This window comes from Devosia sp. 63-57 (assembly GCF_001899045.1).
In the GTDB taxonomy this organism is placed as follows: domain Bacteria; phylum Pseudomonadota; class Alphaproteobacteria; order Rhizobiales; family Devosiaceae; genus Devosia; species Devosia equisanguinis.
In genome coordinates this window covers 1,645,607-1,667,541 of record NZ_MKUY01000005.1, presented here as the reverse complement: position 1 = coordinate 1,667,541, position 21,935 = coordinate 1,645,607, and the positions used below count along the sequence as shown (strand labels likewise).

Annotated in this window: 19 protein-coding genes; 13 read left to right on the top strand and 6 right to left on the bottom strand. The window is 61.8% G+C overall.

Features of this window, described 5'->3' with window-relative positions; genetic code table 11:
* Positions 1-26: 26 nt before the first annotated feature.
* From BGO80_RS16270 to BGO80_RS16250, 5 genes are all read left to right on the top strand, one after another.
* The gene (locus BGO80_RS16270) at positions 27-587 is read left to right on the top strand and encodes a L,D-transpeptidase (protein WP_286722306.1); all 561 of its coding nucleotides are present in this window, start codon (positions 27-29) and stop codon (positions 585-587) included.
* An 89-nt stretch (positions 588-676) separates the two neighbouring features.
* Positions 677-1,690, top strand: a complete 1,014-nt coding sequence (gene moaA / locus BGO80_RS16265) for a GTP 3',8-cyclase MoaA (RefSeq protein WP_286722304.1) — start codon at positions 677-679, stop codon at positions 1,688-1,690.
* A 137-nt stretch (positions 1,691-1,827) separates the two neighbouring features.
* Entirely contained in the window at positions 1,828-2,199 is a 372-nt protein-coding gene (locus BGO80_RS16260; protein WP_223214196.1) for a tudor domain-containing protein, read from the top strand.
* 85 nt (positions 2,200-2,284) lie between these two features.
* Entirely contained in the window at positions 2,285-2,629 is a 345-nt protein-coding gene (locus BGO80_RS16255; RefSeq protein WP_286722299.1) for a hypothetical protein, read from the top strand.
* Positions 2,630-2,817: 188 nt separating this feature from the next.
* A complete protein-coding gene (locus BGO80_RS16250) occupies positions 2,818-3,834 on the top strand; it encodes a helix-turn-helix domain-containing protein (protein WP_286722297.1) in 1,017 nt (338 codons plus the stop codon).
* Positions 3,835-3,897: 63 nt separating this feature from the next.
* Here BGO80_RS16250 and BGO80_RS16245 read toward each other — a convergent pair whose 3' ends face one another.
* On the bottom strand, positions 3,898-4,377 hold the full coding sequence (locus BGO80_RS16245; protein WP_126150802.1) for an Lrp/AsnC family transcriptional regulator: 480 nt from the start codon (positions 4,375-4,377) through the stop codon (positions 3,898-3,900).
* Positions 4,378-4,661: 284 nt separating this feature from the next.
* Here BGO80_RS16245 and BGO80_RS16240 point away from each other — a divergent pair, with 284 nt between their 5' ends.
* Positions 4,662-6,188, top strand: a complete 1,527-nt coding sequence (locus tag BGO80_RS16240; protein ID WP_126150759.1) for a sensor histidine kinase — start codon at positions 4,662-4,664, stop codon at positions 6,186-6,188.
* A 91-nt stretch (positions 6,189-6,279) separates the two neighbouring features.
* Positions 6,280-6,900 carry a DUF6683 family protein gene (locus BGO80_RS16235; protein WP_353744227.1) on the top strand — a complete coding sequence of 207 codons (621 nt, stop codon included), beginning with the start codon at positions 6,280-6,282 and terminating at the stop codon, positions 6,898-6,900.
* 37 nt (positions 6,901-6,937) lie between these two features.
* Here BGO80_RS16235 and cobT read toward each other — a convergent pair whose 3' ends face one another.
* Entirely contained in the window at positions 6,938-7,960 is a 1,023-nt protein-coding gene (gene cobT, locus BGO80_RS16230; protein ID WP_286722294.1) for a nicotinate-nucleotide--dimethylbenzimidazole phosphoribosyltransferase, read from the bottom strand.
* 66 nt (positions 7,961-8,026) lie between these two features.
* On the opposite strand from cobT, the gene BGO80_RS16225 reads away from it, so the two are divergent.
* Both BGO80_RS16225 and BGO80_RS16220 read left to right on the top strand, forming a co-directional pair.
* Complete coding sequence (locus BGO80_RS16225; protein WP_286722293.1) at positions 8,027-8,887, top strand: adenosylcobinamide-GDP ribazoletransferase; 861 nt, start codon at positions 8,027-8,029, stop codon at positions 8,885-8,887.
* Between the two features lie 58 nt (positions 8,888-8,945).
* On the top strand, positions 8,946-9,632 hold the full coding sequence (locus tag BGO80_RS16220; protein ID WP_286722292.1) for a retropepsin-like aspartic protease family protein: 687 nt from the start codon (positions 8,946-8,948) through the stop codon (positions 9,630-9,632).
* A gap of 39 nt (positions 9,633-9,671) precedes the next feature.
* On the opposite strand, the gene BGO80_RS16215 is transcribed toward BGO80_RS16220, so the two are convergent.
* Positions 9,672-11,375: an alpha/beta hydrolase family protein gene (locus BGO80_RS16215; RefSeq protein ID WP_286722291.1), complete on the bottom strand. Its 1,704-nt coding sequence runs from the start codon at positions 11,373-11,375 to the stop codon at positions 9,672-9,674.
* Between the two features lie 211 nt (positions 11,376-11,586).
* Complete coding sequence (gene dusA, locus BGO80_RS16210) at positions 11,587-12,579, bottom strand: tRNA dihydrouridine(20/20a) synthase DusA (RefSeq protein ID WP_286722290.1); 993 nt, start codon at positions 12,577-12,579, stop codon at positions 11,587-11,589.
* 168 nt (positions 12,580-12,747) lie between these two features.
* On the opposite strand from dusA, the gene BGO80_RS16205 reads away from it, so the two are divergent.
* The 3 genes from BGO80_RS16205 (at position 12,748) to BGO80_RS16195 (ending at position 16,019) form a co-directional block, all read left to right on the top strand.
* Positions 12,748-13,197: a universal stress protein gene (locus BGO80_RS16205; protein WP_126150766.1), complete on the top strand. Its 450-nt coding sequence runs from the start codon at positions 12,748-12,750 to the stop codon at positions 13,195-13,197.
* Between the two features lie 94 nt (positions 13,198-13,291).
* A complete protein-coding gene (locus BGO80_RS16200; protein WP_286722287.1) occupies positions 13,292-14,665 on the top strand; it encodes an FGGY-family carbohydrate kinase in 1,374 nt (457 codons plus the stop codon).
* Positions 14,666-14,723: 58 nt separating this feature from the next.
* Positions 14,724-16,019, top strand: coding sequence for an NAD(P)/FAD-dependent oxidoreductase (locus BGO80_RS16195; protein WP_286722285.1), 1,296 nt, complete (start codon positions 14,724-14,726; stop codon positions 16,017-16,019).
* A 17-nt stretch (positions 16,020-16,036) separates the two neighbouring features.
* Here the strand turns inward: BGO80_RS16195 and BGO80_RS16190 are convergent, their stop codons facing one another.
* Both BGO80_RS16190 and BGO80_RS16185 read right to left on the bottom strand, forming a co-directional pair.
* Positions 16,037-16,951, bottom strand: a complete 915-nt coding sequence (locus BGO80_RS16190) for a DMT family transporter (protein WP_286722284.1) — start codon at positions 16,949-16,951, stop codon at positions 16,037-16,039.
* Between the two features lie 147 nt (positions 16,952-17,098).
* Positions 17,099-19,618, bottom strand: a complete 2,520-nt coding sequence (locus tag BGO80_RS16185; protein ID WP_286722282.1) for a beta-mannosidase — start codon at positions 19,616-19,618, stop codon at positions 17,099-17,101.
* Between the two features lie 229 nt (positions 19,619-19,847).
* On the opposite strand from BGO80_RS16185, the gene BGO80_RS16180 reads away from it, so the two are divergent.
* Positions 19,848-21,827: a putative bifunctional diguanylate cyclase/phosphodiesterase gene (locus tag BGO80_RS16180; RefSeq protein ID WP_286722281.1), complete on the top strand. Its 1,980-nt coding sequence runs from the start codon at positions 19,848-19,850 to the stop codon at positions 21,825-21,827.
* Positions 21,828-21,935 lie beyond the last annotated feature (108 nt).

The window sequence follows — 21,935 nt, the reverse complement described above, 5'->3', positions numbered from 1 at the left end:
AGTTCAGAATCGCAATGGCGCTTGTGATGTCGATATTCTTGTCGGTCAGTGTCATTTTGCCGGCCGCTGCGGCGCGCTGGTATAATCCCGATACCAATACATTCGAAGAGCGCGCTGTCGCCCAGCAGCGCAATCGTGGTGGCAGCCCGGTCAAGAAGCAGATCGTCGATTACCAGACCAGCTACAAGCCGGGCACAATTGTCATCGAAACCAGCGAGCGTCGCCTCTATCTGGTACTCGAAGGCGGTAAGGCCATGAAGTATGGCATCGGCGTTGGCCGCGACGGGTTCCGTTGGTCCGGCACACACCGCATTTCCCGCAAGGCCGAATGGCCCGGCTGGACCCCGCCCCCGGCAATGCGCAAGCGCGTTCCCGACCTGCCGGCCTATATGCCCGGCGGCCCGGAAAACCCGCTCGGCGCGCGCGCTCTCTATATCGGCTCGACGCTGTACCGCGTTCACGGCACCTCCGAGCCATGGTCGATCGGCCAGGCGGTATCCTCCGGCTGCATTCGCCTCACCAATGAAGACGTGACGGATCTCTATGATCGCGTGCAGGTCGGCGCCCAGATCGTCGTCAAGCACTGATTGATCCGGACTGAACCAACGAGGCCGCCGAGAGGCGGCCTTTTTTTGTGCGCTTTGCACTTGCGCTCCGCGGCAGTAAAGTGATGGCCATGACGACGACCTCCCCTGTTGCGCGCCCACTGATCGATGGCTTCGGCCGGCGCGTCTCCTATCTTCGGATTTCAGTGACCGACCGCTGCGATTTCCGCTGCGTCTACTGCATGGCCGAGGATATGACCTTCCTGCCCAAGCGGGATGTATTGAGCTTTGAGGAGATCGAAGCGCTGGCCGGCGCCTTCATCGCGCGCGGCACCACCAAGATCCGCCTGACAGGTGGCGAGCCGCTGGTCCGACGCGACATCATGCAATTGGTCACGGCGCTGGGGCGGCGGATCGGGAATGGGCTCGAGGAACTGACGCTGACCACCAATGGCAGCCAGCTCGCCAAATATGCCGTGCAACTGCAAGCGGCTGGGGTGCGGCGGCTCAATGTATCGCTGGACACGCTGGATGCCGAGAGGTTTCGCGCCATCACGAGACGCGGACGGATCGAAGATGTCATGGCGGGCATAGAGGCCGCGCAGGCGGCGGGCCTCGCCATCAAGATCAACATGGTGGCAATGCGCGGCGTCAATGACGATGAGATCGAGCCGATGATGGCCTGGGCGCATGGACGCGGCATGGGGCTGACGCTGATCGAGGGCATGCCGCTGGGCGAGGTGGGCATCGACCGCGCGGACTCCTATCTGCCGCTGCGCGAACTGCATGAACGGTTGGCCCGGCGCTATACGCTGACCCGGCTCGATACCCGCACCGGCGGCCCTGCCCGCTATGTGCATGTGGCCGAAACCGGCGGCACGCTGGGCTTCATCACCCCGATGAGCCACAATTTCTGCGAAAGCTGCAATCGGGTGCGGCTGACGGCGACGGGGCAATTGTTTCTGTGCCTGGGCCAGGACGACCAGGTCAATCTGCGTGACGCCTGGCGAGAGGGTGGCGCGGCGGGCCTGGACGCATCGCTGGACCACGCCATGCGCATCAAGCCCAAGGGGCATGATTTCGTCGTCGACCGTTCCGGCCGCGAACCCGCCGTCGCCCGCCATATGAGCGTGACGGGCGGCTGAGACTTAGGCCGGTCCGCCCAAAATCGGGACGCTGGTACAATTCATCCGGACACCGCGACAATGCGCACGGGGTCGGTGGCGGATAAGAGTCCCACGACGGGCACCAAGCACGGCGCCCGACATTGGGAGACATAGAGTTGATCAGGAATGCGTTCATTCTGCTTGCCGCTATCATCGCGCTGGGCAGCAGCAGTGCGTATGCTCAAACCGTGGGCGACTGGGTTCTGGGGAACTACCAAAAGTCCGGCTACTGGTTCGCTGGCATCGCCGAATCCATCAATGGTGGCAAGGTAACAATCCGTTATGACGACGGCGAGCGCGAGACCGTCAGTCTGCGCGACGTGCGCCCTTATGACTGGATGATCGGCAGCCGCGTCGAGTGCAATTTCAAAAAGGCTGGTGAGTGGTATCCGGGCACGATCGCTTCGCTTGCCGGCGAGAAGGTTGGCATCAATTATGACGATGGCGACAAAGAGACCACGACGACCGGCCTCTGCCGCTCTCGATAGCCCCTTAGCTCACCAAGAAACTCAGACCTCATAGCGTTTGCCAGCGTCATGTTCGGCACGCATATACAAGGACCGTCACGTGACGATGACTTTCAAATCAGTCGCGCTTGCTGCCACTCTGGCCATGCTTTCGGCGACCGCTGCCAGCGCGGCGGGCATGAATTTCGACATCAAGAACAGCTCGGACTACATCATTACCGGCTTCTATACCGGGGAGAACGGTGAATGGAGCTCCAACTGGATGAACTTCAAGCTCAAGGGTGGAGAGACCGCTGCGATGGCCTTCAATTATGATGGCCCCTGCGACATCGAGTTTTACGTGACTTGGGAAGCCGAGGACGGCTCGAACATCGAGGGTGACGTAACTACGATCGACATTTGCGATGCGAACACGATCTATTTCGACGGGGCCGAGGCCAGTTACGACTAATCGCTGACCTATTTGGCATTTGTGGCTTGCGCTGATCGGCGCAGGCCACCTGCTATTTGAGGCAAAGGAAGATCAGCAGGACACTTTACTTCGACGTTGAGCAAAGCTACCCGTCTATGTGCACCAGCGCGGCAAGACTTGCCGGCATGGCAGGGACAGGCTGGTGAAACACAGCGTCGAGTGCTCCATTGGGTAGTGTTGATCAGCCTTTTCGATTTTCCTCAAAAGCGCTGGACTCCGAAGACGGTTTCGGCCGCTACCACGATCTCTATCCGGTAGCCTCAAACGTGACCGCCACGGGGCAAGGCTTCCACGCCGAGGCCCACGCCCACCGCCTTTCGCGCATGATCGTTGTCGACCGCATGATCAGCGGTGTGTCCCATGTCAGGGAAGCACGCCACGCGCGACGGGACGGGTTCGACCATGTCGTCGTCCAGATGGTGACCTCCGGCCAGTGGACCGGTGGCCCACCGGGAGAAGAGCGGCTCGTATCGCCGGGTGAAATCATTCTCCTAGACATGGCTCGTCCGCAACGGAACTGGGCAAATCTCGCTCAACTGATCACTATCAATCTGCCTCGAGATCTCATTGAGGCAACACTTCGGGTAACGCCTGCCATGCATGGCGTGGTCCTCCCCGCCTCGACATCGCAATTGCTTGGCGAATTCATGCTCATGCTCAAGCGCCTGGGCGCGGACAGTCCCGCGGCCATAGCAGACAGCGCAGCTCAGGCCTTGGTCGAACTGACGGCGGGTGCCTTCGCCAATTATGGCGGGCACATGCTGAGGCACGGCGATACCGGTGGCGGAAGCCTGCGTCGGGAGCGGGCCGAACTTTTCATCGACGCTCGCCTCGCCGACGATCAGATGGACGCAGCTTATGTCGCGCGCAGCTTAGGTGTGTCGCGTACCGTTCTCTATCAAATGTTCCAGTCGTCGGGAGGCGTGGCTCGATACATTCTCGGGCGACGCCTGGAGCGACTTGCACGTGCATTGCGCAGAAGCACGGAGACGCGTTCGATTTCGCAACTGGCCTTTGCCTTTGGCTTTGCCAGCGAAAGCCATTGCAGCAAGGCCTTCCGCTCGGCTTATGGCATGCCGCCCGGGCAGTATCGAAAAGACGCGGCTCATCAGAGAACCGCGGCGAATGATGTCTCCGGCCTAATCGACAGCGCACTCGACATTTGGCACTCGGCGTTGCGCTGAACCATCGTCTATCAGCGGCGCGAGAACGCCGCCTGGATCGCGTCTTAGGATGACACGGCAGACTTATTTCTCGTCGTCGACGACGATGGCAAAGTCGAGTGGCAGGGCGGTGGTGTATTTGATCTGGCCCATGGCGAAAGCGGAGCTCACATCGGTCAGGTTGATCTTGCTGATCAGCCGTTTGTAGAAGGCATCATAGGCCTGGATGTCGGGCACGACGACGCGCATCAGATAGTCGACGTCACCGCTCATACGGTAGAACTCGACCACTTCGGGAAACTCGTCGATGACGCCGGAGAACTTGCGCATCCAGCCTTCATTGTGCTCGTTGGTCTTGACTGAGACGAACACGGTGACGCCCACATTGACCTTGGCCGGATCGAGAATGGCGACGCGGCGCTGGATGACACCGTCTTCTTCCATCTTCTGAATGCGGCGCCAGCACGGCGTGGTGGACAGGCCCACCTTGCGGCCGATTTCGGCCACCGGCATGGTCGCATCCTTCTGAAGCAGCGTCAGAATTTTCCGATCAATCTTGTCCAGCGCCATCATGACCCCCAGGAATATGATTTTCAATTCGGCGCAAAATAGCCAAAATTGCGGCTATTCAACTGCCACATTCGGCGATCATAGGCAATAAAATTGCGCGGGCAAAAATGAGATCGCCTGCAGGATTTTGTTAACCGCACTGACCGCGAAGTGGTGGCAAGTTGCATGCGAGGGGTCGGATCCCTTCACCGGGTATTAACCACAAGGCTCCTAGTGTGCCAGCCATAGTGTAGCGAGCGCGTTTTTGTTCGCAGTGTTGAGTAACGAGTAAGAGTTCCATGCCGTCGCAATTGGCCAGAGACGCCGATTTCAGCGCATTTGAAGGGCGTGACGGTAAGCGCACAGCCCACAAGACCGTGCTCGATGCGCGCCAGCGCCTGACCTCGAGTTCTGGTACGCGCTCGGATTACGACTTCCAACTGATGCATGATTATGCGGACTCGCGCCTTGGCGCGACGCTGCCAATGGCGGCGATTGTCGGCATTCTGGCGACGCTGTCCAGCTTCTGGGTGCCGCTGGTTTTTTCGGCGTTGTGGGCAGGCATGGTGATTGCCGGCCTGCTTGTCGTGGTGCTCACGGCACGAAGGTTCAAGCACAGCGACCCCAACAAATTCAGCGCCACAAAGTGGAAAACCAGCTTTGTCGCGGCCGAGACGGCATTCGGCATCGCCCTGTCCTTGCTGGCCCTGTTCACCCTGGTCGGCAATCCGGCAGACCTCGCGCCTGTGATGTTCGCCATGGTGCTGGTCAGCGTGGCCGCCAATGCGGTGGCCGCACACACCCTGCCCCCGGCGACCCTTGCCAGCACCCTGCCGGTGACGGTGACGGTTGCAGGAACGCTGATCGCCTTTGGCGGTACGCTGAATTACACTCTGGCCGCCGTGGCGATCTGTGGCGAGGTGTTCTTCCTTTTCCTCGCGCGTCAGTTGCACGCCTCTGAGCTCGAGACCATTTCGCATCAGGCGGAAAAGGACACGCTGATCGGCGAACTGGAAGAAGCACGCGAAATGTCCGACGAGGCCCGGCGCCATGCCGAACAGGCCAATATCGCCAAGAGCCAATTCCTCGCGACGATGAGCCACGAGCTGCGCACGCCGCTCAACGCCATTATCGGCTTTTCCGAAGTGTTGAAATCGGAACTGCTGGGACCGCACCAGGTGCCGCAGTACAAGGAATATGCCGGCGACATTCACTCCAGCGGCCAGCATTTGCTGAACCTGATAAACGAGCTGCTCGACCTCAGCCGCATCGAAGCGGGCAAGTATGAGCTCAATGAGGAAGTGGTGTCTCTGGCCGATATCGCCGAGGACTGCCGCCGCATGATGGAGCTGCGCGCCAAGTCGAAGGGGATCGAACTGGTGTTCAGCATTGGCGACAATCTGCCCAAGCTGTGGGGCGATGAACGCGCGATCCGCCAGGTACTGCTCAACCTTCTGTCCAACGCCATCAAGTTCACCCCGCAGAATGGCCGCGTCACCCTGGTGGTGCAGCGCAGCGCCGATGGCGGGCAGCTGATTTCGGTCAAGGACAATGGCCCCGGCATTCCCGAAAACGAGATCGAGACGGTGCTCTCCTCGTTCGGGCAGGGCTCGCTGGCGCAGAAGACGGCCGAACAGGGTGCCGGCCTGGGCCTGCCGATCGTCCAGAAGATCATGGACCTGCATCAGGGCCGCTTCGATCTGTTCTCGAAGCTCCGTTTCGGCACCGAGGTGATCGCCACCTTCCCCCGCGCCCGCGTCATGGATGCGGTGGCTCCGGTGGTACAGCGCCGCAACCGGCTCGAGATCTACTCGGAAGCCGGCTGATCCCGTCGTCGCCTATTCCAGACATGCGTCCCAATTTCGCCCGGATCAGGGCATGGAAAGGGCATGGCACAGGAGACCTCACGTGAACCGTATGCTCATCGCCGTCGCGACGCTTTTGATGCTGACGCTGGGCGCCACGGCGCAGAACCTCAACGTACCGCCCGGCGACAACCAGCCTGCCATTGTGACGACCTATCGGCCTTCGGCGGTGGTTTCGGCCCGGCTGCAGCGGCAATTTCTCGACAATGTGCGCTGGTCTGCCGGCATTCCGGCGCGCGACCAGCTGGCGGCCGCCTTTGCCGAACGCAGCCCCGGTGAAATCTGGCAGGAGCTGGTGGCGGCGGACGGGCTCAAGACCGGTGACGCGGCGGACGCCCTGACCGCCTATTGGGTGCTCAACTGGATTACGGCCAATGCGGCATACGACACCAAGGTGGACAATGGACCCGTCCAGGCGCAGGTGCGCCAGGCGCTGGCCAATGACGCCAATTTCCGCGCCATGAACGATCGGCAGAAGCAGGAAATGACCGAGGGCTATATCCTCAATTTCCTGCTGGAGCACGCCGCGCTCAACGATGCGGTGGCGCGCAAAGATACCGAAGCGCTGTTCAAGCTTTCGAGCGCGTCGGTGGCGCGCTTCCGCCAGCAAATGGGCATCGATCTGCTGGCGCTGGTTCCAGGCCCCGAAGGACTGGCGCCGAAGGGACGCTAAAGCAGGCCAAGGCTGACCCTGAGGGGGTCGCCGAACCTCAGGCTTCCTTGCCGCTGACGGCGGCGCTATCGAAGGTTGCCATGTTGTTGTGCAGGTGCAGGGCGGTCTTGGCCATGACGATGGCGAGAGCCGCGCCGCTGCCTTCGCCCAGGCGCATGCCGAAATCGAGCAGGCCGGCCTGGCCCATATTCTCGAGCACGCGGGCATGGGCTCCTTCCGCCGAGACATGGGCGAAAAGGCAGTGGTTGATCGATGCAGGATTGACCGCATGGGCGATGGCGGCCGCCGCAGTCGCCACATAGCCATCGACGATGACCGGAACCTTCTGGTGACGCGCGGCAATCAGAGCGCCGAGCATGGCAGCGATTTCACGGCCGCCGAGGCGGGCAAGGATGGCGAGAGGATGGTCGAGTTCACCGGCGTGGCGCGCCAGGGCACGATCAACGGCATCGGCCTTGCGGGCGAGGCCGGCATCGTCAACGCCGGTGCCACGACCGACCCAGTCGGCGCCGCTGCCACCATAGAGCGCAGCATAGATGGCGGCAGCGATGGTCGTATTGCCGATCCCCATTTCGCCCAGGCCGATGAGATCAGGTTTGCCCGCCACCGCTTCCATACCGTAGGCGATGGTGGCCGCGCACATCTGGTCGTCGAGCGCAGCCTCCTGGGTGATGTCGCCGGTGGGCAATTCCAGCGCCAGCTCGAACACTCTGAGATTGATTTCATGCAGTCCGCAGATCTGCGAAATGGCGGCGCCACCATTGGTGAAGTTGGCGACCATCTGAGCTGTCACTTCGCGCGGAAAGGCCGAGACCCCCTGATCGGTGACGCCGTGATTGCCGGCGAAAATGGTGACCATGGGGTTGTCGAGACGGGGGCGCGACCGGTGCTGCCAGCGGGCCAGAAACTCGACCAGCTCTTCCATGCGGCCGAGCGAGCCGGTCGGCTTGGTCAACTGCATTTCGCGGGCCCGTACGGCCGCTACGGCGGCATCGTCGCCATCGGGCACGGCGGTCAGCAGTTCGACGATATCGGAAAAAGCGGGATTGAGGGCGGGCATGGCAGGTCCAGCACGATATGATAGGAGGGGCGCCGGACTTGTTGCTCATAACGGAGCGAATTGCAATTGACGCCAGAGGTGCACGAAGACGCCCCCGACCGGATCGATCCGGCGGTGACCGAAGCCGACAAACCGCGCTCGTCGCCCCAGGCGATGGGGCTCAAGGACGATTTCGTCATGGCGTTGCGCTTCTTCTCGCGCCTGCCGACCGGCGATTCTCCGCACCTGCCACCCCATCTCGGCCGCATCGCCATGGCGCTGCCGCTGGCGAGCCTGGTGATGGGGATCATTCCAGCGCTATTGCTGATCGGTGGCACCATGGCGGGACTGCCAAGTTACTTCGCGGCGGTGCTAGCGGTTGGAGCTATGGTGGTCGTAGGTGGCGGCATGATGGAAGACGCGCTGGCCGATGCAGCCGATGGGCTGTTTGGCGGTTCCACGCGCGAGCGGCGACTGGAGATCTTGAAGGATAGCCGACACGGCACGTTCGCGGTCGCCGCCCTATGCCTGTTTCTGCTGTTGCGGGTTACCGCACTGGGGAGTGTCGCCGCGACCAATCCATTGGCGGCGGCGGGAATTTGGCTCGCCGCCAATATTGCCGGCCGCTCAGGGGGATTGTGGGTGGCGGTCGCCCTGCCCCCGGCGCGCAGCGATGGCGCGTCGGCCGCAGCAGGCATGCTGCCGGGTTCGCGCTTCGCCGTTGGCGCGGCATTGGCAATGCTGCTGGCCTTTTTGCTCGGCGCTCCGTTTACGAGCCTGGTCGGGCTGGCGCTGGCCCTCGTCGCCACCGGGCTGGTGGCAGTGGGCTGGACGGCGTTGTGCCGGAGGCTGGTGGGCGGGCAGACCGGCGACCTGATCGGCGCAGCCGGCGGACTTGGGGAGGTGGCGGCGCTGAGCTTGCTGCTGATCTTTACCCCATTGCCTTGAAATCGTCGCCAGCAAGCCTTTAATCGATAGAGACGAAGGCGAAAGGGACCAAAGTCGCATGTTGTTTATCGGGCTTGCCCTCGTCGTTGCCGCCGCCATCGTTCTCCTGATCAGCGCCGATGCCGGCAGCATGATCGGGCTGACGCAGAACCAGACGGCACAGCTGGTGCCTTTGGTCATCATCCTCATCGTTTTCGCCGGTGGGCTGTTCGCCCGACGCCATCGCGCGGCGGAACTGGTGGGCGGGCTGATGCTGTGGATGGGCATCTTCGCCGCGGTCATGGTGGGTTATTCTTATCGCGACGACATTCTGGGCGTGGTCAGCCGGGTGACGGGCGAATTGCGGCCGGGCATGGCCATGGTCGACAGCAATACCGGCACCGCCACGTTCAGGCGCGGGCTGGGCGGACATTTCGAGGTCAATTCCAATATCAACGGCCATGTGACACCGATGATCTTCGACACCGGCGCCAGCGCCGTGGTGTTGACGGTAGAGGACGCACAAGCGGCGGGTATCGATACGACGGGCCTGCGCTATACCGTGCCCGTGTCCACCGCCAATGGGCGCGGCATGGCGGCGCGCACGCGGCTCGAAATGCTGGAAGTGGGCGGGATTGTCAGGCGCAATGTCACGGCGTTCGTGACCGAGGCCGGGGCGATGGACACCAGCCTTTTGGGCATGACCTTCCTTGAAACCCTCAGCCGCTACAGTGTCTCGCAGAATGCACTGGAGCTGGTGGATTGACAAAGGGCCGGCCGCGAGGACCGGCCCTTTCAGGTTGGATCAACGGATGGCGAACTGGATCGCCTGGCTGCCCACCACATACCAGGTGACGAACAGCGCATTGATGAACGCACCCGGCAGGTAACTGCCAGTCCGACGCCAGGCGAAGGTGGACAGGAATGCCACGATCGCCAGCAGCGGCACGAACTGCATGCCGATCACCGTGGTGAGCGACTCGTTCATGCTAAACAGGTGGCCGGTGAACAGCAGCGTCAGGTACTGGAAGCCAAGGAACAGGATGAAGCCGACAATCATCACTGCGATGTTGGACAGATATTGCGCCACACGGCTGTCGGTACGCACCGACAAGCCAGTATGCAGACCGCGCATCGCCAGGATGAAGTAGGCGGTGAACGGGATCAGGTAGACCAAGGCGATCTTGGTGCGGATAAGGTCAAGTGGCTTGAGCGCCACCACCCAGAAGCGGAAGTCCACCTTGAAGAGGAAGTCGGTGGCAGCGACGACCAGATAGCCGATGCCGACAGTGGCAAGAGCAATGAGGACAGAGCCCCAGATATCGCCGCGACCTTCGACCTTGTTGCCCTTGAACACCAGGCCCAGCGCCAGGACGATAATACCGTTCAGCACTGCCCACAGCACTATCTGACTGGTGAAGCTTTGCGGCAAAATCGCAGAGGCCGGGAAAACCAGGGTCGCCCAGTAGAAGAACGGATAGTAGGTCAGCACAGGGATCAGCGTCGCCAGAGCGAACTGCAGCCACCACTTGCCATTGCGCTTGTCATAGGCCGCGCCGGCAGGCTCCTTACGCAGATGCGCGAAGGCCTGGGTCTTGATCAGCATGTCGAAGGTGCCGGCCATGAGGACGACGAAACCGACCAGCGCGATCAGTGTGCCGATTTCCTTCCAGAACCAGATCTGGTTATCGGCCGGAATGGGCTGGGCCCCTTCGAGGGTCTGGTCGAACCAGGTGATGGCGTCGCCGATGGCTTCGGGCGACAGATGGTTGCCCGGATGGGTGGTGTTGGGCTGCTGCAGGATACGCGCGGTGCCGTTGGCGATATCGCCATAGAGCTGGCCGATGACAACTGGTTCGGTCACACCGAATGCTGTCTGCAGCTTGGTGCTGGTGGGCACCTCCTGCGCGGTGGGGACGCCCCACATGGTGCCGGAAAATTCGTCAAATTTTGAGAAGACGACGGCGAGGTTACGCGGCCAGCTGGTATCGGCTTCCTTGGCGAAGGGGGCACCGGTGCTCGATCCCTGCAGTACGACGGCCTTGTAGGCGTCGGGCATGGCGGCAGCGGCGGCCAGAACCGTCCAGCCACCCATTGAGTGACCTTCGAGACCAATATTGTCGGTATCCACGAAATCAAGCGAGCGCAGATAGGCCAGGCCGCCCGGTCCACCAAAGCCATTGGCAAAGGCGGGTGGGTCGGAATAGCCATGGCCGCCCTGGTCAAGTGCCAGCACCACATAGCCGCGGCGGGCAAATTCGATGGCGAAACCGTCCTGGGTTTCGCGGCTGTTGAAATAGCCGTGCACGGCCAGAATCGCAGGCGCCTTGTTCTCGGCGGAGACGCCGGGCGGCACATAGAGCAGACCGCTCAGCACCTGGCCGTTCTGGCCATTGAAGCGCAGATCGCGGATGGAAATACCACCCGAAGTCTGGATGAAGTGCGCCAGAAGCGCACCGATAAGAATGATGATCCACCCCGCGTGGAACAGGCGATTTTTTATTGTCATTGAAAGGAGCTCCCCACATGTTGCTTATGCCTATGGCACAGCGACAGGCGCAATTTAGCGTCAACGCGAAAGAAAAGCGAACGCAAACGAAACGACTTTAAACAGAAACGAAAATTCGACCGCAAGGGAAATTCGTCATTCCGCACAAGGACATGGGTATCGAGCGGCACCTATGGTGCCGTCCGCCTAGACGAAAGGCTTAGCGACAGGATCAGGCAGAAGCGGCGAAATCTCGCATTTCGACCACTGCCAGAGCGCGTTCGAAAACCTCGGGGCCCGCTCCCCGTTTGCAAGCGTCAACGCTGAGGATCTGGCGGAACTGACGCGCGCCCGGGCGGCCATTGGCAAGGCCGAGCATGTGACGGGCAATGGCATTGAGCCGGACGCCCTGTGCCAGTTCACCTTCGGCGTACTCGGCCATGGCCGCCATAATGGCCGCAAGCTCGGGCACATCGCGGTCATCGCCGAAAATGCGGCGATCGACATCGGCCAGCAGCATGGGGTTATGATAAGCGGCGCGGCCGAGCATAACTCCGTCGGTATGGGCAAGCTGCTCGCCCACCTGTTCCAGTGTCTCGATGCCGCCATTGATCATCACCGGCAGCGGCGACAGGCGAGCGCGCAGGCGATGCACGCGCTCGTAATTAAGCGGCGGAATGGTGCGGTTTTCCTTGGGGCTGAGGCCCTGCAGCCAGGCCTTGCGCGCATGCACATAGAGCGCGGCCACACCGGCTTCCACCATGGCATCGGCGAACCGATCGAGGCTTTCCTCGACATCCTGGTCGTCGATGCCGATACGGCACTTGACGGTCACCGGCCGATCGGTGGCATCACGCATGGCGCGCACGCAGTCCGCGACCAGCGCCGGCTCCGCCATCAGGCAGGCACCGAAGCGCCCAGACTGCACCCGATCCGAGGGGCAGCCGACATTGAGATTGATTTCGTCATAACCGAATGCGGTTGCTACCCCGGTAGCCTTGGCCAGTTCTGCCGGATCGGACCCGCCCAGCTGCAATGCCAGTGGGTGCTCGACCTCATGATAGCGCAAATGCCGCTCGGCATCCCCATGCACAACCGCCCCGCTATTGACCATTTCGGTGAACAGCAGACTATGACGCGTCAGCAGCCGATGCAGGAACCGGCACTGACGATCAGTCCAGTCCATCATCGGCGCAACGGAAAAGCGGCGGGCAGAGCTCATCATAGGCAAGGCAATCTTTCATTCTGGCGTCCTTGTCCAGCCCCTGCCGCCCGGTAAGGCTTCACAAGCGCGCAAAGCTGACGCGCACAACGCCCACCAACTGATCTGGATCAAAGCGGCTGGACGTGTGTTGATGTAGGGTAAGTCCATATCAGGCCAGAGGAGCCCATCATGTATTCTCGCATCGTTTGCGCCATAGACGGATCGGAGTTGAGCACCAAGGCCTTGCGGCATGCTTTGGCGCTGGCGGCCAAGCTCGGCGCGAAGGTAACGGCTGTGACCGTCACGGAACCTTCGGTGATCGTAGCGCCGGGTGCAGAGATCATGATGGTCGATACAAGCAGCATCATCTCCGACCTCGACGAGGCCAAGGCCTCTTCTGCCAAAGCGACTTTGGCGGATGCCGAAGTGGTCGCCAAAGGCGATGGCCAGGCGATCACCACGGTGCATGTCGCCAACAGTCCGGCAGCCGAGGGCATTTTGCATGCGGCCAAGGAGAATACGGCCGATTTGATCGTGATGGGATCGCATGGCCGGCGTGGACTGGGGCGACTGCTGCTCGGCAGCCAAGCCGCAGAAGTGCTCGCCCACTCGGACGTCCCGGTGCTGATCATCAAATAGCGGCGGCGGGACGCAATTGCCACTAACATGTTAGCGCTGGCATGGCGCGACAATTTCCGCTATGGGCGTTTGAACGCCCCGGGATTGTCGCGCCATGAGCCAAGTTACGCCTCGTCGCATTGCCGTTATCGATGTCGGCAAAACCAATGCCAAGGTGGTGTTGATCGATGCCACCGATCGCGCACAGCTGGCGGCGCGCTCCACGCCTAATCATGTGCGCAGCGATGGCCCGTATCCGCATGCCGACACCGAAAGGCTTTGGGCCTTCATCCTGTCGAGCCTGACCGAGATCGGTGCTGAATTCGGCATCGATGGTATTTCCATCACAACCCATGGCGCCACAGGCGCATTGCTGGCCGGCGACCGGCTGGCGCTGCCAGTGCTGGACTATGAATTTGGCGGGCCAGATGAGTTGGCTAGCGAATATGCTGGTGTGCGGCCCGATTTCAGCGGAAGCTTTTCGCCCGCTCTGCCCAATGGGCTCAATTGGGGGGCGCAGTTGTTCTGGCAGGCGCGCAGCTTCCCGGAGCAATTTGCCGAGGTCTCGGCGATCGTGCCCTATGCGCAATATTGGGCCTGGCGTTTGACCGGGGTGTTGGCGAGCGAAGTCACGTCGCTCGGCTGTCATACGGACCTCTGGTCGCCGGACAAGGCAGATTTTTCCAGCCTGGTCGATGCCATGGGCTGGCGGCACCTGTTTCCGCCAGTGCGGCCGGCGGCATCTGTGCTCGGCGCATTACTGCCCGACCTGGCCGAAATCACCGGTCTTGCTACGGCAACACCTGTCACCGTCGGCATCCACGATTCAAATGCGTCTCTGCTGCCACATCTGGGGGCGCAGGAGCCACCTTTCACCATCGTCTCGAGCGGCACCTGGACCATCGTGATGACGGTTGGGGGCGACACGTCTGGCCTTGACGCCGGACGGGACAGCCTCGCCAATGTCGACGCCTTCGGGCGGCCGGTGCCGACGGCCCGGTTCATGGGCGGGCGCGAATTTGATCTGCTCGTGCCGGAGATCGCCACACCGAGTGTGGCCGAGGTGGCGCGGGTGATCGCAGACGATATCCAGGTGCTGCCCAGTTTTGTACCAGGGGTCGGGCCCTTTAGCGACCAGCAGGGGCGCTGGACGGTGGCGCCGGAGACGCTCAGCGCCGGCGAGCGCACCGCAGCGGTTTCGCTCTATCTTGCGCTTTTGGCGCGCGCGGCGATGGCGCTTTGTGGCCTTGGACGCAGCATTACCCTCGAGGGGCCGCTGGCGCGCAACACGCTGTTTTCCTCTGCCCTGTCACAGCTGACCGGTGTGCCGGTCAGGGCTTCGGGCGACAGTACCGGAACCAGCCTGGGGGCTAGCCTGTTGTTCGGTGGACAAGCCGCCCACAGCGCCTTGCGGGAGCCGGTTCCGCCGCTGGCGGTCGAAGGCTTCGATGCCTATGTGTCCCGATGGACCGAGCGCGTCGGCGGCTAGCCCTGGTTGACGTCGGCCTCGGATCGCGTTGACATCGCCAACGACAGAGGAGGCCGCAATGACCAGTCCCAAACCCCGCATCGTCATTATCGGGGGTGGCTTTGGCGGACTGGCCGCGGCGCAGAAACTTGCGGGCGCCAATGTCGCGGTAACACTGATCGACCGACGCAACCACCATCTGTTCCAGCCGCTGCTCTACCAGGTGGCCACGGCGGCACTCAGCCCCTCCGAGGTGGCCTGGCCCATACGGCACATTCTGCGCAAGCAGGACAATGTGCAGGTGCTGATGGCCACAGTTGTCGGCGTGGACATCAACCAGCGCGCCGTTATCCTCGAGGATGGCAGCCATGTGCCCTACGATAAACTGGTGGTGGCGACGGGCGCGCAGCACGCCTATTTCGGCAAGGACGAGTGGGAGCAGTTCGCGCCCGGACTCAAAACGCTCGAAGACGCCACTTCGATAAGGCGCCGTCTGTTACTTGCCTTCGAGGCAGCAGAGCGCGAGACCAATGCGGAAGCGCGGCGGGCGCTTTTGACTTTTGCCATTATCGGCGCTGGGCCGACGGGCGTGGAAATGGCAGGCGCAGTGGTCGAACTGGGACGCGCGAGCCTCAAGGATCAGTTTCGCAACATTACCCCAGCGGATTTGCGCGTCGTGCTGATCGAGGGCGCCGATCGCGTGCTGCTCAATTTCAGCCCCGACCTCTCGGCCTATACGCTGAAATCCTTGCGCGATCTGGGGGTGGAGGTAGAGCTCGGGCAGATGGTGAAGGCCATCGACGCCGACGGTGTCAGCTTCGGGGACAAACGCCTTCTCACCAAGACCATCATCTGGGCCGCCGGCGTTGCGGCCTCGCCGGCGGCAAAATGGCTTGACGCCGAGGCTGACAAGGCCGGCCGGGTCAAGGTCAATGCCGACCTCACCCTACCCGGCCACCCAGAGATCATCGTGGTGGGCGATACCGCCAGCATTTCGACACCAGAGGGCAAGCCGGTTCCGGGCGTGGCTCCGGCTGCCAAACAGGCGGGGGCACATGCGGCGCAGCTGATCCTGGCGCGACTGCGCGGCGATGCCAGCCCCCTGCCCTTTCGCTATGCCCATGCCGGGGACCTCGCCACCATTGGCAAGCGATCGGCGGTGATCGACTTCGGGACAACCAAGCTCAAGGGTTGGATCGCCTGGTGGGTATGGGGCATTGCCCACATCTATTTCCTGGTGGATTTCAAGAACCGCATTTTCGTGGCGATGAGCTGGCTGTGGATCTATCTCACCGGCCAACGCAGTTCGCGACTGATCACCCACGGCATGGCGACGGAAAAGGCGCCACTCGAAGAGGTCGACGAGGCCGGTTAGCGCACCGCTTCGGTAGGTCAAGCCTCGTTGGCAATGCTCACCACCGGCTTGGCCAGCTTGCGCTCGCGCAGCCAGATATAGAGGCCGCTGGCGATCACGATGGGTGCGCCGACATAGAGCCAGACATCGGGCGGCTGGTGGAAGATGAACCAGCTGGCCGCCGCCATGAAGAAGATCTGGAAATAAGCGAAGGGGGCCAGCACAGTGGCGGGAGCAAGGCCCGAGGCCATGGTGATCAACTGGTGTCCGACAAATCCAAAAACGCCCACCGCGAAGAAGGCGAACCAGCCATCGGCCGTACTGGGCCATGACCAGAAGAATGGCACGATCGGCAACAAGCAGATGGTCGCGAAAATGCCGACATAAAACTGGCTGGTCGCCGCGCTGTCGAAGCCCGAGACCCGCCGGGTAAACAGCATGTAGAAGGCGGTGCTGAGCGCACCAAGCAGGCTGAGCAAGGCGGCGGGGTGGAAGGCGTCAGTACCCGGCCGGACGATGACCAGCACACCGAGGAAACCAACGCCAATAGCGGTCCAGCGGCGCCAGCCGACCTGCTCGCCCAGCATCGGCACCGAAAGCGCGCAGATCAGCAGCGGAACGGTAAAGGCGATGGAGCCGGTGACGGTAAGCGGCAGATACTGCACGGCGAGGAAATTGCAGGCGGTGGAGCCAAGAAGTGCCAGCGCACGCAAGCCCTGCAGCCTGATGCTGCCGGTGCGGACCAATGCGGTGCCGTGGCGCGGCAGGTGAATGGCGGCCACCATCAGCAGATGGATGAAGTAGCGCAGGAATACGATCTGGATGAATGACACACCCACCATGCCCAGCCATTTGGCCGAGGAATCGATGCCGGTGAACATGAAATAGGCCAGGAGCGCCAAACCGATGCCAAACAAGCGGCGTTCGGTGGGCGGAGTAAAATTGGTCGACATTGCTGATCCGGACGCCAGACAAATGCGGCGCCGTCAGAGCGTCGAAGAAAGCGTCGGCGAAGTCAATGCGCAACGCCGCACACTTGTATGGAAGTTTCTAAGGCGCCCTGCCCTTTGCGGTCGTCGGCGCGGCCTAGATAGCCGCGCCTAGAATGTCTCTGCCAGATGCCGGAGCTTCAGCGACTTCTGCAAATCAGCCGAGGTCACTCTTGCTCCATGGCGCGGATGGAACACCAATTCCGCCTTTCGCCCCGGCAACAGGGTGATGGCATTGTCCGAGAAGTAGCCGGGCGCATCGACGCTGGCGGTGGCGAAAAGGGCGGGCTTGTCACTTTCGAGCGTCAGGACCGGCTGGCCGTCCCGGTCGGACCAGGTAGCCGCGATGCTGGCAGGGACCAGCTCATAGGCCTTGTAAGCCTTGGGGAAGTAGTCGTTTTCGCCCAATACCCTGCCCGCGTCGTCCTTCCAGACGAAGAACAGGAATTCGTCAGAGGCGAGGTCTGCCATGTCGATGGATGTGACATCCAGTGCGGCGTCGGGGCCGACATTGGTCTGGCCGGAGAACAAGCTGCGCTCGCCACCGGACACCTTGATCGCCTTGACCTCGAGCGTGATCGCCGCGTCGTATCCGGTGTCGTTGATGGCCTTGAGCAGCAATTCGTCCGGAAGCTGGCCGGCGACCGGGATGCCGCGCGAATTGGTACGCACATCACGCGTCTGCGGCACAGCGACGACATTGACGAGATTATAGAAGCGGCGTGCCATGTAATGCATCAGCTTCCACTGCCCGCCATAGTCGAGGCTCGACCAGGACGCCACGGGCCAGATGTCGTTGATCTGCCAGTAGAGCGTGCCCATGCAACGCGGCTTGGTGGAGCGCCAATATTCGATGGCGGTCTTGATGGCGAGGCCCTGCTGGATTTGGGAAAGAAAGACCATCTGGTCGAAATCGCGCGGGAAGCGGAAATAGCGCGTCATGGTTTCGAGGATGCGGGCATTGCCGCCGTCATTGCGCTGGTGATTTTCCATCACCGGCGAGGACGGATTGCGGTCCTTGGGCTCGGAAAAGGTCTCGATGACATTCATCGAGGTGAAGGACTGAAAGCCGAATTCCGAGGCGAAGCGCGGATTGACGGAGCGGTAGGCCTCAAAGCTCTTGGCTGAGTGCCATACATCCCAATAATGCGTGTCGCCGCGCGTATCGGCATGCCAGCCATCGGAAAAGTCCAGATAGCCCATGGAGGGCGAGGAGGGCCAGAACCGACGATCCGGATCTTCGTCCTCGACGATATTGCCGAGCATGGAGTTGAGGCGATCATAATTGGCTACATAGCGCTCGGGCGCGGCTTTGGTCTCGGGATACCAGTGCAGCGAGCCGATGACTTCGTTGTCACCGCACCAAAGAGCGATCGAGGCGTGATGGCTGAGCCGGCGCACCTGCTGGGTGATTTCGGCGCGGACGCTGGCGAGGAAGGGGCGATCAGATGGATAGCTCATGCAGGCGAACATGAAATCGTGCCAGATCAGCAGGCCAAGCTCGTCGCAGAGATCGTAGAAATAGTCCGGCTCATACTGGCCGCCGCCCCAGATGCGCAGCATGTTCATATTGGCGGCTTTGGCGCTGTCGAGGAGGTCGCGAATGACCGCCGGCGTAACGCGGCTGGGAATGGCGTCGGCAGGAATCCAGTTCGCGCCCATCATGGTGATGTCGCGACCGTTGATGCGGCATTTGAAGGTATGGTCGATCGCGTCGGGTTCGACCACCCATTCCAGTTTGCGCAGTCCGATCTTGCGAGTGGTGATTTCGCCTTCCACATTAGTGACAAGCGCATAGAGCGGCTGCTCGCCCTGCCCGGCAGGCCACCAGAGTTTCGGGTTTGCAATGGTGAGCGTATGGGTGAAGACGTTTTCGCCCGGCTGCACTGCCACCTTGTCGGTGATGACTTGGCCATCGATGCTGTGCTCGACCTCCACCTCGCCATGGGCAAAGGCGAAGAGACGGGTCTTGATGGCAAGCTCAACGCTATTGTCGCCGTGGGCTTGCTCGACCTGCACGCTCTCCTGGCGGGCGAGGCGCGATTTGCGCAGGCTCATCCGGCCATAGACGCCGACCGGCATCAGGCAAATGCCCCAGTCCCAACCCGCATGGCAGGCTGCCTTGCGGATGAAGTTCATGTGGATGCCCTTGAGACCGTTGGTCTGGTAGTTCTTGGTGAACGGGATCGGAAAGGGATGGGCCTCGGCGCGGGCCTTGGCTATGTCGGGAGCGATGTCGAAGGCGATGCGCAACGTGTTCTCGCCCTCATGCACGCGGCCGGTCACGTCGATGTCGTGGCGGAGGAAACTGTTATCGGTGCGGGCGATCTCGGCGCCGTTCAGGAAAATGGTGGCAATGCAGTCAACTTCGGCCAGCGTCAGCGTCAGATAGCCATCAATATCGGCCGCAGTGGCCGTGAAGCGGCGCTCGACTTCCCAGGCCGTCTCATTGACCCATAGCACCTGCTTTTCGTTTTCCCCGTAATAGGGGTCCGGGATGAGGTCAGCCGCGAGCAGCGCGTGGTGGACGTCGCCGGGCAGCTGGATCGCAGTGGTGATGCCGCGGGCAGGCGCAGTCAGGGTGTACTGGCCATGCAGGTCCAGGCACGTATTTTGGGCGGCGATGACCATGGAAAGTCCTTTTGCGCTGGCTCGACCGGGCTGTCGACAGCTCCGACATCGAAATCGATTTCGAAACACGCTTTTAGCGATTTTGAGCAAGCGTTCCAATGGGGGCCGCAGCGGTTTCGAACAATTCTCGATCGGCGCGATTGCGACATTTTCTTGGCAGACCCCAGAACTGGTTTTCCTTTCTATTAGGACTTGCCAGCTTAGGGTCAGGGCCAGGAGACGCAAAATAATGGCGCTGGTCCGGGGCATTGTGAGCAAGTTTGTGAGGGGGGACGACTCCCCTGCGCTCGCTCTGGCACAGTGGCGCGCACTCAGCCGCCAGATCCCACTGCTCTACTTTCTGCTGCTGTCCAACACGCTGATCGTCGCCGGCATGTATCTGCCGGTCGCCCCGTTCGAATTGACCATTCTGGTGCCCGGTATCCTGACGGTGCTATGCGTGGTTCGCACCATCCAGTGGTGGTTGAAGCGCAATCGAGACGTGACCACAGAAGAGGCGCGGCGCACGCTGGCCAAGATGGTGGTGCTCGGCGCCGCGTTGGCGCTCGGGTTCACCGCCTGGAGCTTCAGCCTCTTTCCCTACGGCGACGCCTATCTGCAATCGCAGGTGGCCTTCTATATGGGCATCACCACCATTGGCTGCATGTTCTGCCTGATGCATGTCCGGGCCGGCGCGCTGGCGGTGGGCGTCTGTGTCGTGGTGCCCTTCACCATCTTCTTCGCGGCCACCGGGCAGCCGACATTCATTGCCATTTCCATCAACATGGTGATGGTGATCGCGGTCCTGCTCATCATTCTGCTTGGCAACAACAAGGATTTTGCCGCGCTGGTGGCCTCGCGCAACGAAATGGCGAACCGGCAGGCCGAGACCCAGCGACTGCTGGACGAGAACCATCGCCTGGCCAATGTCGATACGCTGACGGGCATTCCCAACCGGCGATCGTTTACCCGGCAGTTGCATGAGGCGCTGGCGGCTGCTGAGCAGAATTGCCGGTCCATCGCCGTTGCCCGCATCGACCTCGACCGGTTCAAATCCGTCAACGAGATCTTCGGCAAGATCACCGGCGACCGGATCTTGGTGGAGATCGCGCGCCGCATCGAATCCATCAAGCGGGACAGCAGCATCCTGGCGCGTCTCGATGGCGACAATTTCGTTCTGATCCTGCAGGAGCCAACCGACGAGGCCTCGCTTGTCCGGTGCGGTGAGATGATCGCCCACGCCCTGCGCCCCTCGTTTGACATGCCGCTCGGCACCGTACGCCTTTCCGCCTCATGCGGCTTTGCTGCCTCGCGCAAGGGCGACACCGCCGACACCCTGTTTGACCGCGCCGACTACGCAACCTGGGTGGCCAAGCGCGACGGGCGTGCGCGCAGCGTGGTGTTCTCGGGGGTGCATCAGCGCGAATTGCAGCAGGTGCGGCTCATGGAAAACCTGTTGCACACTGCCGATCTCGAGCGCGAAATCTACATTCTGCTGCAGCCGCAATTCGACGTGGCCCTGGGCCGCACCACCGGCTTCGAGGTGCTGGCGCGCTGGCGCAATCCGCTTCTGGGCGAGGTTTCGCCGGCAGATTTCATTCCCATGGCCGAACGTACCGGCCAGATCAGCCGCATCACCCAAGTGGTGCTGCAAAAGGCACTCATCGTCGCCGAACAGCTGCCGCGCCCCCTGCGCCTCTCGGTCAATCTCTCAGCCAACGATATCGGTTCTTCCGCCGCCATCGAGCAGATCGCGGCGCTGGTCGGGGCTGCTGCCTCGCCCTGCCGTATCGACTTCGAAATCACCGAAACCGCGGTGTTGCGCGACCTCAAGCAGGCCAATCAATCGCTGTTGACCCTGCTGGGGTTGGGCGCGCGCATCGCGCTCGACGATTTCGGCACCGGGCATTCGAGCCTCACTCATGTGCAGAAGCTACCGCTGCACCGGATCAAGATCGATCGCAGCTTTGTGGCCGAGGTCACCTGTGACCCCGCCAGCCGGGCCATCGTCAAGACCATGATCGACCTGTGCCGCAACCTTGGGATTTCCTGTGTTTTCGAGGGCATCGAGACCGAAGAGCAGTTGGAAGCCCTACTGGGCCTCGGCGGCACGGTGATGCAGGGCTATCTCTTTGGTCGTCCTATGGCCTGCGATCAAATCGAGACTTATCTCGACAGCGAACGGCGGCGCGTCGGCGTGGTGCCCCAGCCGGTCGAACGCGCCGGCTGACAAAACCGGCGAAACCGAAGTTCCGCCCGTTTTATATGAGGCGCTCGTTACGTTTCTTCAGGACGCCCCGCCACTCGAGCATAGCTCTCGTGGCCTTGTCGGCTCCAG

What these genes read in the sequence shown, in the direction of transcription:
- BGO80_RS16270 (WP_286722306.1), top strand. Translation starts at nt 27, where the DNA reads ATGTCGATATTCTTGTCGGTCAGTGTCATTTTGCCGGCCGCTGCGGCG.
- moaA (WP_286722304.1), top strand. Translation starts at nt 677, where the DNA reads ATGACGACGACCTCCCCTGTTGCGCGCCCACTGATCGATGGCTTCGGC.
- BGO80_RS16255 (WP_286722299.1), top strand. Translation starts at nt 2,285, where the DNA reads ATGACTTTCAAATCAGTCGCGCTTGCTGCCACTCTGGCCATGCTTTCG.
- BGO80_RS16240 (WP_126150759.1), top strand. Translation starts at nt 4,662, where the DNA reads ATGCCGTCGCAATTGGCCAGAGACGCCGATTTCAGCGCATTTGAAGGG.
- BGO80_RS16235 (WP_353744227.1), top strand. Translation starts at nt 6,280, where the DNA reads ATGCTCATCGCCGTCGCGACGCTTTTGATGCTGACGCTGGGCGCCACG.
- cobT (WP_286722294.1), bottom strand. Translation starts at nt 7,960, where the DNA reads ATGCCCGCCCTCAATCCCGCTTTTTCCGATATCGTCGAACTGCTGACC.
- BGO80_RS16220 (WP_286722292.1), top strand. Translation starts at nt 8,946, where the DNA reads ATGTTGTTTATCGGGCTTGCCCTCGTCGTTGCCGCCGCCATCGTTCTC.
- BGO80_RS16215 (WP_286722291.1), bottom strand. Translation starts at nt 11,375, where the DNA reads ATGACAATAAAAAATCGCCTGTTCCACGCGGGGTGGATCATCATTCTT.
- dusA (WP_286722290.1), bottom strand. Translation starts at nt 12,579, where the DNA reads ATGATGAGCTCTGCCCGCCGCTTTTCCGTTGCGCCGATGATGGACTGG.
- BGO80_RS16205 (WP_126150766.1), top strand. Translation starts at nt 12,748, where the DNA reads ATGTATTCTCGCATCGTTTGCGCCATAGACGGATCGGAGTTGAGCACC.
- BGO80_RS16200 (WP_286722287.1), top strand. Translation starts at nt 13,292, where the DNA reads ATGAGCCAAGTTACGCCTCGTCGCATTGCCGTTATCGATGTCGGCAAA.
- BGO80_RS16195 (WP_286722285.1), top strand. Translation starts at nt 14,724, where the DNA reads ATGACCAGTCCCAAACCCCGCATCGTCATTATCGGGGGTGGCTTTGGC.
- BGO80_RS16190 (WP_286722284.1), bottom strand. Translation starts at nt 16,951, where the DNA reads ATGTCGACCAATTTTACTCCGCCCACCGAACGCCGCTTGTTTGGCATC.
- BGO80_RS16185 (WP_286722282.1), bottom strand. Translation starts at nt 19,618, where the DNA reads ATGGTCATCGCCGCCCAAAATACGTGCCTGGACCTGCATGGCCAGTAC.
- BGO80_RS16180 (WP_286722281.1), top strand. Translation starts at nt 19,848, where the DNA reads ATGGCGCTGGTCCGGGGCATTGTGAGCAAGTTTGTGAGGGGGGACGAC.